This window comes from Oceanobacillus sp. B139/18 (genome assembly GCF_055524595.1).
Map to the genome: position 1 here is coordinate 1,051,886 of NZ_JBVFXI010000001.1, position 14,489 is coordinate 1,066,374.

Below are 14,489 nucleotides of genomic sequence, written 5' to 3' on the forward strand. Positions count from 1 at the left end.
CCCTCATCAAATCAATCTGTTATATCCTTAAACAAATCCCCGGCTTTTCTTACATCCACATTTCCGCCGCTTAATACGACACCTGCTCTTTTGTTTTTAACAGAAAGCTTTTGATATGCTGCTAAAGCGACTGCTCCAGATGGCTCCACAACAAGTTTTAATCGCGTCCATAGGAAGTACATAGCAGCTTTTATCTCTTCTTCAGAAACCGTGATAAAATCATCTACATGCTTTTGAATGAAAGAAAAAGTAATTTTTCCTAACGAAGGTGTATTTAAACCGTCAGCTATCGAGTTTGGAGCTTCAATCGTCTGCAATTCTCCTGCCTTAAATGATTTCGTCGCATCATTGGATACCACAGGCTCCACTCCAATCACCTTGCATTGAGGCGACAGCTGTTTTGCAGCAATGGCACATCCGCTTATCAACCCGCCGCCTCCACAAGGAACGAGCAGATAGTCAAGCTCCCCGACTTCTTCAATCAATTCTTTTGCAACGGTGCCTTGTCCGGCTACAATTGGCTCCGCATTGAAAGGAGGAATTAATGTATAACCAAATTCATCTATTAAATCCTGCGCTTTTTCCTCTCGGGATTCCGTCTTGCGGTTATATCTTATAATCGTTGCACCATAGTCTTTCACAGCTGCTGCTTTGACTTGCGGCGCATCATCCGGCATGACTACTGTCGCAGGGATACCAAGTATTTTGCAGGTTAAAGCCGTAGCCATTGCATGATTTCCGGAAGAATAAGCGATTACTCCTTTATTTTGGGACGCTTCCGGCAGAGAGCTTATCGCATTATAAGCACCCCGAAATTTAAATGCTCCCATCCGCTGGAAATTTTCACACTTGAGAAACATTTGGTTTCCGGTTAATTCATTCAATAATGTTGACGTATGGACTGGGGTTTTATGTGCAATTCCTTCTAGGCGATTTGCTGCTTCTACTATTTTTTCATACATTTTGAATTCCTCCCTCACTTTTATATCAAGACAGGTTGCTATTTTAATAATTTTTAGTAATGCCTATATCCTCCTTTCGACAAATCGGACTAAATTTCCTGCTAAAATCTTTCTCAATTGATATAAAGAACAATCAAGTCACAGTTGTATATTTAAATCGAGTTTTTAAATGATATACTTAACTTTTTATATTAGTCTTCATTTTAAATGAAATTTGCATCGCTTGTGCCATTTGAATATAATTATATAAACTAAGCTTTTTTACATATTGAAAATATCTAATCATTTCTTATCCGGACATACAAGGAGGTCAACCATGATGATAAGTCCCCAAGCTGCTGACAAACTTAACGCCAGTATAGAAGATTTAAAAAATAGTTTAGAAGAAAAAGTTTCCAAAAAGCTTGATTTGGATAACTGTCATCGAATGATTCAAAGATTGGTTGAGCTTTCTTCCAGCTGTGAAGCATGTAACCAATATTTTGTTGATTTAGAAGGTCATATAGCCCAGCTTTTAGACAAGTCAGATCAGCTGACAAAAAATGATTTTAAAAACCATCACCAAATATTAAATAACATCCGTACACACCTCATGAAAAAACACAAACTAGTTGCGAAAGACTATTATCTCAGTATCTATATGTCCTATGGTCTCAGCTTAGGACTAGTTTTTGGACTCTTATTCGATAGCCTTGCATTAGGTTTGCCAATTGGCTTAGCTGTTGGTGTAGCGATTGGAGCAGGTTTAGACGCAGATGTTAAGAAAAAAGGAAGAACCATCTAGCATTCCAATCAGCCGTTCAATACAGCATTCTCCACAGATAAAACGTAGCATACGCTTCCCAGGTTGACCATGCTGCCGATAATTCTCTAATCTCAGCTTTTGTCGGCTTTCGTTCCATTCCCTTTACAAATTGGATGGCATTGATTAATCCCACATCATCAATAGGAAAAGCGTCCGGATACCGAAGACAGCGCATCAATACGTAATTCGCTGTCCATGGACCAATCCCGCGAATACGGATCAATTCTTTTTCCGCTTGCTTCAAATCATCTACATGTAATAAGTTTTCTTTTGATAAATCTCCATTTGCCATTAACTTTGCTACACCAATAATATATTCCCTTTTCCTTTTTGTCATTTTAATATCAGCCATATCTTCCGCAGTTAATTTAGAGATTTTTTCATACAAAGGGAAAATCCAATAATTTTTTCCATTATAATCCAAATGTTCTCCAAATTTTTCAACAAATTGACGTTTTAATGTGTACGCAAACTTCAGGTTAATCTGCTGGCCTAATATCCCCCAGCATAAGGCCTCAAATAAATCATTTAAACCCATAATCCGAAGTCCGTAAAATCTTTCAATGACTGGTTGCAGTAACAAATCCCGGCGACCCATTTCATAAAAAGGCAGCAGGTCGGTGTCAAAGTCAAACCATTCACAAATATAATTTACGATGGTCTCTTTATCTTCAAATGATTCCGGTTTTGTACCGGCTAAACACTCAACAGCCAGATAGTCACTTCCTGCTTCACTTATCTGTATCAATGTACGCAGATGATTTATTTCAATCACACGGGTAATCGTATTCTCCTCTATTTCATACATGCATTCATTTGGATCCCTCAGGAAATAGTCTACATTCACTTTAAAATTAAACGGCTCCGGTGCTTTTATGAAAATGCAGTTTTTACTTTCTTTCCAGCTTCTCACTTTCTTCGTCCCCCTATCTTCAAGATCTGTTTTATATTTTGCTTGCGAATTCAGCAACCTACTATGGTTGTACAACAAGCAGCACTTATGCCAAAAGGCAAAGAGACGCTGTTTTCACACTGACCCTTTGCCTTTTAGTTAATGCTTGCATTATCATTTAACAAAAATTATTCTCCATCATTCTTTCTTAAAATATCCTTCACTCTTTCTCTCATCTCTTTCGTATAGCCTTGCTGTCCGCCGGTATGAATAAAAAGGATATTTTCCTGGTCAACATAGTTTCCGTTTTTAATTTCAGTCACTAACCCTTTAAAAGCCTTCCCTGTATAAACAGGGTCAAGAATCATTCCCTCATTTTTAGCAATATCCAAATAAAATGCCAATTCTTCATCTGTTGCCTGACCATAGCCAAGTCCAATATAGTTATCGTTAATGGAAATAGAATCAAACGGATGGTTTGTGTCTTCCAAATCATTTACGATTTCCATCACATCTTCTTTGAACACTTCTGCTATCTGGTCTACAGAATAGCCAATGATTTTCTTTTTGGTACCTGCCCCCTCATTTGCAAACCATAGCCCTGCATATGTTCCGCCAGAACCAATTGCAAGGTTGATAGAATCAAAATGAACACCCATCTCTACTTCCTGCTTCATGATTTCATTATAACAATTAATATAACCGTAAGACCCGATGGCATTTGAAGCACCTACCGGAATAATCAATACCTTTTTCCCTTGTTCTTCTAACTCCTGCTTCTTCTTCTCCATCGCATCTTCTCGGGATGCATCCGGCGGAATAATATTTACATTCGCTCCAAGCATATCGTCAAGAAACAGGTTTCCTTCATATTCTTTCACTTCGCCTCTAAGCACCAGATGGCATTCTAAATCCATCATGGCACAAATCGCGGCTGTCGCTCTGGCATGGTTTGATTGGCAGGCTCCTGTAGTAATGATTGTTTCATATTTATTATCCAATGCATAGGCAATAAGGTATTCCAGCTTTCTTATTTTGTTTCCCGAGACTTCCACTCCTGTAAAATCATCTCGTTTGATATAAATATTTTTCCCAAGTTCATTACTGAGTTTTTCCAGCTTTTTAATGGGTGTATCCAAGTTAGCAATATTTAATTTACGCATGGTCGTTCCTCTCTCTTTCATCCAGTTTATACCTTTATGATAGCGAACAAGAACGAACATAAGCAACTAATAAATGAAAGAAATTTATTATTTTAGTGTAAAGAATCGATGAAGAGGGTAAATTTTCTATAAGTCAGCACTCTTTTCCTGTCAGCATCAGTGGAAAGAGACTACAATCAGAAGAAAAGTTGAAACATGCATTTATACTTGTTTAAAAATAAGGTATGGGAGGTGTCACAACGTTGAAAAGGCCTTTGGGAGTTATAATAATAAGTTATTTATTTGGCTTTAGTTCGATGCTTTTATTATTTTCTGCTATTTTTTATGATGCGGATACCGATTCCATGCGCAGTATAGCGGAACGTTTCGCACTTCCGAATATACCTGAGCAATTAATGAGAGCAATAGTAGCTTTATATTCATTAGTAATGGTCTATGGTTATATCCAATTGAAAAAATGGGGCTTTTGGGCAATGATAGCTTATTTAGTCTATTTTGGGATGATTAGTTCTCTGCTCGTAAACCATCAAACTCACCTGCCATATATAGTTAATATGCTTCCTTCTCTGGCTATGCTAGCTTATACGATCTATGTAAGGAAAGCATTCTTTAATCCATCGAATTTTCAACATTAGAATAATTGAAAATGCCCTTTAAATAACAATAGAACTTCCTATTTCATAAGAAGTTCTATTGTGACGCCTATTCTATTTGAACCCAATCTTAAATGAAAACCCATATAAGAACAGAAACCAAAATAATCGCGGGCAGTCCAAGAAAATAAATATAAGTAAGACTTGAAAAACTCTTCTTTCGTTCGTAAGTATCGTCCAGCTTTTTTGTGACAAAAAGTGTTCCGATTAATGCAAGAACACATACGATAATCACCAGTATGATAAGGGTATTCAACATCTCCCTTTCCCCACCTTTATAAAATAGTCAACGCAGCCGCATAACAATAACCTCAGGCATTATGCAGCTGATTATTTGTTAAAGCAGCCTGTTGCAGATAATCTGAATCCAGCGTATAGGAAGCGGTCTTTTTCTTCCATTGTTTCACGACATCTACCCGATTTTCATATCCGAAAACATGGAAGGTCATTTCTTTATTTTTCTTTTTAAAATGAATAATATATGGGGGCATCTTTGTTTCAGGATGAAGAAACAAAGCTTCCTTCCCTGGAAAGATATGATTCTTATATAAAAATTGAGCTTCATTAAAAGAATCTATAAATCTCCTTTTTTCATCTCCATCAAGCGGTGCTCCGTCGAAGGTTATCGTACTGTTTCCTGCATCAATTTTAGGATGCAGTTCAAATTTATTTAAAACCCATCCTACCAAAGCGCTTGGCGGGCTGGTTAAAAATTTCAATATAATTCCTGCCAGCGTAATTAATATAAATGTCCATGTCATTTTCGAATTCCATCTCCCTGATAAACTATCACTTTCTAATTTTGATATAAGGTTACACAGCTTGCTGATTTTATCCTAACCTAGTTTTATTGTACTGGATATCCCAAAAATGATACCATCCAATTCGCATAAAAATCCCCCATCCACTTTACGAGCAGACAGATTTTTATCGCTTTTTTATTTTCCGCGCAAATGCTGAAGAGCTTTCGAAAATCTGGATATTCCTTCCCAAATATCTGTGGGCGTACTCCTGCCATACGTAAAACGAACGAATCCTTTGCTCTCACCAAAAATAGAGCCTGGAACAAAAGCAACTCCTCTCTTCAATGATTCATCCAGCAATTGAAATTCATCCACCGGATCTTTCAGCTTGCACCATAAATGAATCCCGCCATCTGGTTCCAGGAATTCTGCCTGATCGCCTAAAAAATGAATCAGTGCTTTGGATAATTGCTTTCTCCGTACTTCCAGCTGCTGCCTGATTTTATGAATATGTTCATCGAATTGCGGAGATCCGATAAACTCATTTGCAACCCATTGCGGAAAAATACTATGTCCAAAATCAATCTGCTGTTTTGCATCAGCTAAGCGTTGAATAACTTTTTTCGGTCCAACAATCCAGCCGATTCGTAATCCAGATGCAACGATTTTGGATAAAGAACTGATATATAATACATTTCCGTTATCGTCCATTCGTTTTAAAGAAGCTGCTACGTTTCCATCAAATGCCGTAATGCTGTACGGATCATCCTCTACAACAGGAATGCCATACTCCGAAGAAATCTCTAATATTCTTTTCCGTCTGCTTAAAGGCATTTGCACTCCGGTTGGATTTTGGAAATCCGGATTGATAAAAACCATTCGAATGCGATGTTTTTTATGCAGTTCGACGATATCATCCGGATTAATCCCATTTTTACTGCTCTTTAAAAGAAAGGGACGTAAACCTGCTGATTTAAATAATGGCAATGAGTAAGCATACGATGGATTTTCTATTGCGACAGCATCACCAGGCTTTAGTAAACATTGCACAATAAGGTGAAGAGCTTGCTGCGCACCAGAGGTAATCAGGATTGATTCTGCATCAATAGAGATTCCCTTATACGCATACAAATGATTAGAAATCGTTTCTCTTAAACGGACATTGCCCTGAGGGTGATCATATCCCAGATGCTCTGTAAAAGGCTTCTCTTTAAAAATGGAATGAAATTGTTCTGCCGGAAATAGATCCGCCGCCAGTTCTCCGCTTGCCATATTGATCATTTCATTATTTTGTGTCTCCGTCCGTATTTTTTGAACTAACGGCAAATTAGGAAGAAATGAGCCATCCTCCACATACCTTCCCCAGTTGGGAATTCTTTTATCGGAGATTCCCCATATATCCGTACTAATATGCGTACCGCTTCCTTTCTTTCTTTCAACAATTCCTATGGATTGCAGCTCATCATAAGCGGCAACGACCGTGCTGCGATTTGTTTGTATAGTGGTGTTTTTGCTGAACGGTCAAGTGTGAAGTGCATATGGATTCCCCAATTGTGTTGTAGATTTTAACGTACAGTGAATAACCCTGCCAATACTCTTTATTCGCGCACTAAAATGAATATATTCTAGACTTTTAGCTTCATTCTGCTAATCAAAGATATCTTCTACTATCATAGCGAACAATGACCTAAATAAGCAACTCACAGATGAAATGATTGGGATTTTATTCTTTCCACCAAAAAAGCCCGAATCACAATGAAGTTATCGGGCTTAAATACATGAAGGTAGATTGTATTAATTATCCTTTAAATATACCGCTTCCGCCTACGCTAATCAAGAAAATCTTTTAAACGTTTACTGTGTCTTGGAAGCCTTAATTTCCGCAATGCTTTTGTTTCAAGCTGACGGACACGCTCTCTGGTCACGCCAAATACTTTTCCCAGTTCTTCCAGCGTTCGTGACTTCCCGTCATCCAATCCAAAACGGAGACGGAGAATACTTTCTTCCCGGAGAGGAAGGGTATCCAATACCTCCTCTAATTCCTTTTTTAACAGTCCATCCGCTGCATATTTGATTGGTATTATCGTGTTGGGCATCGTTGCTTTGTGGGTGGCAACATGGGCATGGAACCAAACTTCCATCCGTCTGACGGTTTCCATGGCAGGGATGATGATTGTTTTTGAGTCTTTATTTGGACTGCTTTATTCTTTTATTTATCAATTGTCATTCCCCTCCGTATGAGAATCGATTAGTATTTTCTTTATTATCGCCGGTGTATCTTTTGGAATTTGGAGAATCAATAGAGAAAAGATTTCGGAACATAGTTTATAAAATGAAAAATAACTTTCAGAGAAATTTTTCAAGGAGAAATACAAGCTGTACTTATGAGAAAGCTGTTTTTTCTCCTTCTGACTCGGCAAGAGAAGCCTTTATTCGCTCATTCACCGTCTTCTCATATCAAAAAATCTTCCTGCTCTTCGCAGTTTCAAGATCCCGTTGAATCTGTAATATCTGACGTTCTATCCACTTAAACTTCTTAAAACTTAACCAATGCAATGTTTTGAATAGGTAAAGATCGAGTGTTGAAATACCAACCTCTCTCTATTTGCAATAATATTCAATATATTATCCTCTCATGATAAAAGGATACCAAGTATATCCTTATTTGACGATGAAGCATCCTGTTCCGCAATGCTTCCAATAAACGAAAAAGCAAAAAATGATTGTTTTACAACTATCAATCATCTTTTGCTTTTTTAACTACAGCTCGTTATAGGAGTCCTCATAGGATTCAGCAAGTTCTATAAATCTTTCATTATCTAAAACATCTTCAAATAAAGGATCTGTCACAGCATAATCAATTAAGCTGGGGTCCTCATCCATTGCCTCTTCCAAATGATCCAAGCCTTCTTCTATCTCCCCGCGCTCAATATCGATAAAAGCCAGGCCGTAATAAGCAATTCCTTTATCTAACGGATGCTCCTCTAGCATTTCTTCGTAGAGTTCTTCTGCTTCATCCAGCTGCCCATTTTTTGTTAAAAGGATGCCTTTATAATCCAGATTATAAATGATATGCATTTCATCATCTACTTCTAATACGGCGTCAGCGTATTCCAACGCTTCTTCATAATCCTCTATAAGTTCATAAGCATATACAAGCATATCCAGTGCATCGACATCTTCCGGATGCTGTTTCAAATATTCTTCTAAATAAACAATACTTTCTTCTGTTTCATCTAAATAGAGCAGGCTGGCTCCCATACCATATAAAGCGAAATCTGCCTTGGGTTCAATTTCTAAAGCTTCTTCAAAATAAGTCAGAGCTTCTTCATCTTCATCAAGAAAAGATAGTGCATTTCCCATAGCAACATATTGTTCCGGTGCATTCGGATTTAAATCAATCGCTTCCTGCGCAGCTTCCATAGCCTCTTCATATTCGCCCAGATCTATTAACGCATATGCAAGATTGCTGTAAGCAGCTTCCATCTTGTCATCCAGTTCAATTGATTTTTCTAACGCTTCTCTTGCTTCTTCCGGTCGTCCAAGTTCAATGAGAATAAAACCCTTATCATTATAAAGGAAAGGCTCTTCAGCGTGATCTTCCAGAGATTCCTCGATTAGCTCTAAAGCTTCTTCATAATCTCCATTCGCGTATAGAGGCTGCAGCTTCATTGATAATGAATATGTACTGGTGCTTGAACCAGAGGATAATTGTTCCGCTTCCTCTTCCTCTGCTTGTTCTGAATTCGTGTTTTCCTCGGAAGATTCAGATGAAGAAGTTTCTGATGCAGTGGATTCCTCGGACGTACTGCATCCGGCAATAAATAGTAATAATGACATAAAAATAATAATTCGCTGTTTATTCATTTTATCCTCCTCTATTTGACAAATTATTCTTTAAAATGACATTTTTATTATAGTACAAATGGAACATAAATGGAAGACATATCCAAGACTGTTTTCACAAAAATTTTTGCTAACAGATACTTGTCTCGTGAGCTTCGTGAAATAATTCTCAAAACAGTAAAAGCGGCACAGGTATATGCCGCTTTTCTATCAAATTATCTATATGAATCATGTGCAGGGTGAAATAAATCTTCCTTTGCATTTCTTACTATGGAAAAATGATCCACGTTATAATGTCCATGAAGTGTATCGTTATGGTGTTTTATAATTTGTTCTGGATTCAGCAAGTCGTTCCCCAGGCTGGAGTGGCCGTCTCTAACTAATGTGACATCCAATCCGTTAATGGTTGCTGTTCTGACGGCACTGTCTATGCAATGCTGTGTTTCACAGCCCATAACAACAATATGTTTTACTTGATGTGACTTTAGGTATTCCAACAGACCTGTTCCATAAAAAGCATTGGTAGCAGATTTGTCAAAGATTTTTGATTCTGCAGGCACATAGATGTCTTTGTGAATTTCAAATCCGCTTCCTTTTCCATCACCGACATCTAAATCCCTTACAAATACACTTGGCACCACTGCATTTTCTGCTTTTTCAATTACTAAATTAATATTAGCAATAAGCTGTGATTTTTGAAAAACTGCGTTTCTTTCATGATTGCCTTCGATTAATTCCTGTTGTGCATCAATAACTAATAAGACCTGATTCAATTTAAGTCCCCTTCCAATTTAGGGAAACACGATGTAACGGACTAGTTAAACGCTCTCCCTTTTTTACTTATTACATTCTTTTTATTATTTATCATATGAACGCCTCCTTTAATGAAATTCATTTTAATAACCTTTATAAACCAAGGTAATCTTTATTTTACCATAATTTATTTTACCATAATAAATAGACGATATTTTCAAAAAAATAAATTTAAGCTAATACTAAGTTGATATTATAAGCTTCGCGAATACCGAAGATTAACAAATGGTTCGCCTGTATCCGTCACGCCGCTTTTCTTTTCCTGCTTCCGAAATCCTCTTGCTTCATAGAAAGGGATTCCTCTTTGATTTCCATCCTGTACAGACACCCATTGTTCTGTTGCTCCTGCTTTCTTATGTTCTTCTGTAAGTATATTTAATAATTGTCTTCCTATTCCTTTGTATCGATATTTTTCCTCTACATATAATACAAAAACTTGGCTGACTCTGCTCTCCGTTATTGCACCGCCAATAACGCCTGCCACCTTTGAATTAACGATAGCAACATGGGTATAAGAGCCTTGTTCTATATCCGCCTTTACTCGTTCGTGGTTATACCATTCCTCTGCATGCTTGTTCCGGTACTTCTCACTTAACTTACCTTCTACAGTTTGTTTCCAGCCAAAGGAGCAAATAGCAGCAATGGATTTGACATGCTCTGTGACTGCTGTCTCAATAGCTATATCCATTTTGATTCCTCCCTTCTTTAACCCCGATATATGGTTTCTACTATCCAAATTCGATATCCATCCGGATCGGCAATAACCGCTTCCTTCACACCCCAGGGACGCTCAATCGGGTCTTGTATAATTTTTACGTTTCGATTTCTTAGAGATGAAACAGCTGAGCTGACATCATTGACCAGAAATTCTATTACCATTCCTTTTTCTACCGGTTCTGGCTCATCAATGATATGCAATAATATAGTTGTATCATGCTCTGAAGTCCCTGCAGAAATGAAGGCCATACTTTGATCAGTAAAACCTTGCTCTAAATATAATATATCCTTATAAAATGCAATGGATCTGTCTAAATCCTTTACTGGAACAACGATTGTATTTAACTTTTCGATTCGAAAATCTGTCATCTTTATTCTCCTCTTCTTTACATGTTGGAAAATGAATGGAGGCTTTCCGCTACTTTTTTCAGTTCATCTCTGTTTAGTGAAAAATACTTTGTATTTCCTTCCTGATGCACCATAACAAGACCAGATTGCAGCAACTGATTTAAATGACGAGAAACCGTGCTTTGCTTCAGGTTCAGCTGCTGGATAATCTGTTGGGCGAACATCTCTTTATTTTCAGCTAATAAGTCAATGATTTGCAGTCTTGTCCTGTCACCCAATCCTTCAAAAGCAGTATAATAGTCTGCCAGCTTTTCTTTATTTCCTGCCGTTTCTATCTGCGGATCAAACATCAGGTAAACATGTTTATCAAATTGAATAAAAGAAAGCAGCCTTTCCATATTACAAACAGGAACAAAGGTTATCATTTCTGCTCTGTTAATGTTCTCCAATTCTGCGGTATCTGGATACAAGCCTGTGATTGCAAAAATCGCTTCTCCATTGGTACGATAGGATTTTGACAGTAAAGACTCTTGCTGTCTTACCCATGCTGCTAGCATTTTCTGCTTTTCTTCCCACTGTTTTTTCAAACCGGCAGCCCAAAAAGCCCTTATCAATCGGATAATGCTTTCTTTTATATCGGATAAACTATCATAATCCGCTGCATTGTTTTCTACTTTTTCTATCGGGACAGACCAGCTGAGCAGTACTGCTTTCACGGCTTTCTTACGATTATCAGGGTCCTGTAATTGCCTTTCGTCCAGGTAAACTTCCCGCATTGCCTCTTCCACAACCGGTATACGAGGCAGGTATTTATAGTAATAGTCCATTGTTTCTCTAATTCCATAAATAAGAAGCTCCATCATGTCTGACTCCTCTAGCTGCTTCCACCAATCGATAAAAGCATCCCAATCCATGGTTAAATCCGCGGTCTTTTGGATATAGAAATCCCTTAAAATCACTCCATGCGCAAAAACAGTTCTTAATAATTTCAAATCATTGTTAGCGTTATCTGATAAGTTATCCGATAAACTCCTTATCCATCGATTCTGCGCTGAGGAGCTGTTTAAATCGTAATCCGCCAGCTGGATATTCGTAAAAATATAGACTCCTAAGGAACGGACTGCATCCAGCTCTGTTTTCGGTAAAGCTGGTACAAATAAATTTCTCTCCACTTTGTCACCTTCTTCTTTATTCTATATTCGTATATTGAATATATTAATATAATGTATATCCTTCGTCAATCAGCTTTCGATTATATGATTGGATAACAGTTATTTAAAATGCGGCTCTATTAAGCGCCAGTTTATAAAAATGAAATGTATTTTTTGAATGAATTGTGAATAAATACACAAATTCATTTATTTGTAACATGTGAAATCAATCACAAATATAGGATTTTATATTACAATTAAAGTAACTAAAGGGAGGGGTTTTCATGAAAAAGAAAGATGCTATTGCACTTATTGCAGCTTTTTTAGTTCTTCTTATTATTTTAATTCTGCCTAATCCTGATTCATTGCCTCTAGTTGGACAGCGAGCGCTTGCTGTCTTAGCATTTGCGGTTGTTTTATGGGTTACGGAAGCAGTTTCCTATCCTGTCAGTGCGGTAATGATAGTCAGTCTGCTGGCCGTTCTTATCGGAATCTCCCCTGCTATCGAAGATCCAGGTACGATATATGGAACAAGTCAGGGGTTAAGCATGGCCGTAGAAGGATTCAGTTCTTCCGCTGTGCTGCTTGTTGGAGGAGCGCTTGTTTTGGCTACTGCTATGGAGATTACAGGTCTTCATAAACGCATCGCATTGTATATTATGTCAAAGGTTGGAACAAAGCCTGGAGCACTTGTGATCGGAACCATTATTGTCAGCTTTGTACTGGCGCTGTTTGTACCAAGTGCCACCGCGCGTGCAGGTACGCTTGTCCCTATCCTATTAGGAATTGTAGCTGCATTTGGATTGGCAAAGCAAAGTAAGCTTGCAGCATTATTAATGATTACCGCCGTACAATCTATTTCTATATGGAACGTCGGAATAAAAACAGCGGCCGCACAGAACATGGTTGCTTTAGGATTTATGGAATCTGCTTTTGGTATAGATGTGACATGGGGAGAATGGTTTCTCTACGCTGCTCCTTGGGCATTTATCATGTCTATCGTACTTTATATTGTTATGGTTAAACTAATTAAACCAAATATGTCGGAAATAAAGGAAGGAGTAAGCATAACGAACCAGCTGAAGGAGCTCGGGAAAATCAGTGGAAAAGAATGGCGCTTAATCATTATCGCCGGCTTGTTATTATTATTCTGGTCGACGGAAGGTGTTTTGCATCCCTTAGATTCTACTACAGTTACCATTGTTGCAGTTGCCATCATGCTGACACCTGTTATCGGTATCTTTTCCTGGAAAGAAGTGCAAAGAAAAGTACCTTGGGGCACATTAATTGTATTCGCAACAGGAATTTCATTAGGGATTGTTCTGTTAGCAACAGAGGGAGCAACCTGGCTTTCTTCTAATTCCTTTGAAATACTCGGGGTGTCTTCCCTGCCTCTGGTTGCGATGATTGCCGTACTTGCTTTATTTAATATTTTGATTCACTTGGGCTTTGCAAGTGCCACCAGTCTGGCATCTGCTTTTATTCCAATCGTTATTGCTCTGGTCGGATCAATGGAGCCAGCAGCCTTTAATGGTCCAGGTCTTGTCTTGATTATGCAATTTGTGATCAGTTTTGGCTTCCTATTGCCGATCAGCGCTCCGCAAAATATGCTCGCTTATGGTACAGGTACATTTACTTTAAAACAATTTATCAAATCCGGTGTGCCTCTTACTGTGATTGGGTATTTGCTTATTATTCTGTTTAGTGCAACCTATTGGCAGTGGGTTGGATTGTTATAACGAGCTGAAAAAGCGATATGGAAGCTGAATTATGTATGCTTCTATATCGCTTTTCTTTTTTCAGTAACTCAACTTTCGCACCTAAGAATAAGCAAATATATTTTGCTATTCCAAGATGAACGTGTTCTTCATTATCATACTTGCATTTTGGTTAAATATCCGGCCTTTTTGGAATTGGTGATGGTGCATAGCTTCTGCAACCAACCACTCCGCTTTCCGACGTACAAATGTTTTCGATGGGACGAGTAATCGCAGTCCCAGGACGTTGCGGTCCTAGTCTGCCATGGGGACGGCTTCAGCTAACTTGATAAGAAAACCGCTTTTCAAGTGGATCTTCAGCTCGCCCTGCGATGCACAAATGTTTTTGATGGGGCGAGTAATCGCAGTCCCAGGACGTGCAAGTGCAGGCGTTGTGACAACGCCTGCACTAGTACGTCCTGTACGTCGGAAAGCAAAATGGTCCGCCGCAGCGGTGCTTTACACTTCATCTTTTATTCTTGGTCAAGGGTGTTTCAACCCCTGTTTCTATAGAAATGAAGTTACTTTTTAATGTGCGAAAGTTGAGTCAATAAAATATAATATTGATAATAGTAAAAGCTGTATTCACTATAACTTGAATAGACTGTCAACATATACTTCAAGTGCCTTCATCCCAAA

Annotated in this window: 12 protein-coding genes and 2 pseudogenes; 3 read left to right on the forward strand and 11 right to left on the reverse strand. The window is 38.2% G+C overall.

Features of this window, described 5'->3' with window-relative positions:
• Positions 1–11: 11 nt before the first annotated feature.
• Positions 12–962 (reverse strand): threo-3-hydroxy-L-aspartate ammonia-lyase, encoded by a 951-nt coding sequence (locus tag ACZSMY_RS05120; RefSeq protein WP_193062112.1) that lies wholly within the window; start codon positions 960–962, stop codon positions 12–14.
• 316 nt (positions 963–1,278) lie between these two features.
• On the opposite strand from ACZSMY_RS05120, the gene ACZSMY_RS05125 reads away from it, so the two are divergent.
• Positions 1,279–1,746 (forward strand): glycine zipper domain-containing protein, encoded by a 468-nt coding sequence (locus tag ACZSMY_RS05125; RefSeq protein ID WP_368900700.1) that lies wholly within the window; start codon positions 1,279–1,281, stop codon positions 1,744–1,746.
• Between the two features lie 16 nt (positions 1,747–1,762).
• On the opposite strand, the gene ACZSMY_RS05130 is transcribed toward ACZSMY_RS05125, so the two are convergent.
• Both ACZSMY_RS05130 and ACZSMY_RS05135 read right to left on the reverse strand, forming a co-directional pair.
• A complete protein-coding gene (locus ACZSMY_RS05130) occupies positions 1,763–2,680 on the reverse strand; it encodes a DNA-3-methyladenine glycosylase family protein (protein WP_042533967.1) in 918 nt (305 codons plus the stop codon).
• A gap of 167 nt (positions 2,681–2,847) precedes the next feature.
• Complete coding sequence (locus ACZSMY_RS05135; RefSeq protein ID WP_465147522.1) at positions 2,848–3,822, reverse strand: D-cysteine desulfhydrase family protein; 975 nt, start codon at positions 3,820–3,822, stop codon at positions 2,848–2,850.
• Positions 3,823–4,064: 242 nt separating this feature from the next.
• Between ACZSMY_RS05135 and ACZSMY_RS05140 the strand changes: the two genes are divergently transcribed.
• Positions 4,065–4,457 (forward strand): hypothetical protein, encoded by a 393-nt coding sequence (locus ACZSMY_RS05140; RefSeq protein WP_465147523.1) that lies wholly within the window; start codon positions 4,065–4,067, stop codon positions 4,455–4,457.
• A 329-nt stretch (positions 4,458–4,786) separates the two neighbouring features.
• On the opposite strand, the gene ACZSMY_RS05145 is transcribed toward ACZSMY_RS05140, so the two are convergent.
• The 8 genes and pseudogenes from ACZSMY_RS05145 to ACZSMY_RS05180 form a co-directional block, all read right to left on the reverse strand.
• Positions 4,787–5,236 (reverse strand): YfmQ family protein, encoded by a 450-nt coding sequence (locus ACZSMY_RS05145; protein WP_042533962.1) that lies wholly within the window; start codon positions 5,234–5,236, stop codon positions 4,787–4,789.
• A gap of 177 nt (positions 5,237–5,413) precedes the next feature.
• Positions 5,414–6,718 (reverse strand): annotated as a pseudogene (locus ACZSMY_RS05150) (aminotransferase-like domain-containing protein); the annotation flags it as partial.
• 329 nt (positions 6,719–7,047) lie between these two features.
• Positions 7,048–7,284, reverse strand: a pseudogene (locus ACZSMY_RS05155) (sigma-70 family RNA polymerase sigma factor); the annotation flags it as partial.
• A gap of 694 nt (positions 7,285–7,978) precedes the next feature.
• Complete coding sequence (locus tag ACZSMY_RS05160) at positions 7,979–9,085, reverse strand: tetratricopeptide repeat protein (protein WP_256706248.1); 1,107 nt, start codon at positions 9,083–9,085, stop codon at positions 7,979–7,981.
• 194 nt (positions 9,086–9,279) lie between these two features.
• Entirely contained in the window at positions 9,280–9,837 is a 558-nt protein-coding gene (locus ACZSMY_RS05165) for an isochorismatase family protein (protein ID WP_193062108.1), read from the reverse strand.
• Between the two features lie 233 nt (positions 9,838–10,070).
• On the reverse strand, positions 10,071–10,565 hold the full coding sequence (locus ACZSMY_RS05170; protein ID WP_212928205.1) for a GNAT family N-acetyltransferase: 495 nt from the start codon (positions 10,563–10,565) through the stop codon (positions 10,071–10,073).
• Between the two features lie 17 nt (positions 10,566–10,582).
• The gene (locus ACZSMY_RS05175) at positions 10,583–10,963 is read right to left on the reverse strand and encodes a VOC family protein (protein WP_341172949.1); all 381 of its coding nucleotides are present in this window, start codon (positions 10,961–10,963) and stop codon (positions 10,583–10,585) included.
• A 17-nt stretch (positions 10,964–10,980) separates the two neighbouring features.
• On the reverse strand, positions 10,981–12,114 hold the full coding sequence (locus tag ACZSMY_RS05180) for an ArsR/SmtB family transcription factor (protein ID WP_052485060.1): 1,134 nt from the start codon (positions 12,112–12,114) through the stop codon (positions 10,981–10,983).
• A gap of 263 nt (positions 12,115–12,377) precedes the next feature.
• Here ACZSMY_RS05180 and ACZSMY_RS05185 point away from each other — a divergent pair, with 263 nt between their 5' ends.
• Positions 12,378–13,832: a DASS family sodium-coupled anion symporter gene (locus ACZSMY_RS05185; protein ID WP_465147524.1), complete on the forward strand. Its 1,455-nt coding sequence runs from the start codon at positions 12,378–12,380 to the stop codon at positions 13,830–13,832.
• Positions 13,833–14,489 lie beyond the last annotated feature (657 nt).

Coding starts and splice junctions, on each gene's coding strand:
- ACZSMY_RS05120 (WP_193062112.1), bottom strand. CDS start 962: ATGTATGAAAAAATAGTAGAAGCAGCAAATCGCCTAGAAGGAATTGCA.
- ACZSMY_RS05135 (WP_465147522.1), bottom strand. CDS start 3,822: ATGCGTAAATTAAATATTGCTAACTTGGATACACCCATTAAAAAGCTG.
- ACZSMY_RS05125 (WP_368900700.1), top strand. CDS start 1,279: ATGATGATAAGTCCCCAAGCTGCTGACAAACTTAACGCCAGTATAGAA.
- ACZSMY_RS05185 (WP_465147524.1), top strand. CDS start 12,378: ATGAAAAAGAAAGATGCTATTGCACTTATTGCAGCTTTTTTAGTTCTT.
- ACZSMY_RS05170 (WP_212928205.1), bottom strand. CDS start 10,565: ATGGATATAGCTATTGAGACAGCAGTCACAGAGCATGTCAAATCCATT.
- ACZSMY_RS05160 (WP_256706248.1), bottom strand. CDS start 9,085: ATGAATAAACAGCGAATTATTATTTTTATGTCATTATTACTATTTATT.
- ACZSMY_RS05145 (WP_042533962.1), bottom strand. CDS start 5,236: ATGACATGGACATTTATATTAATTACGCTGGCAGGAATTATATTGAAA.
- ACZSMY_RS05175 (WP_341172949.1), bottom strand. CDS start 10,963: ATGACAGATTTTCGAATCGAAAAGTTAAATACAATCGTTGTTCCAGTA.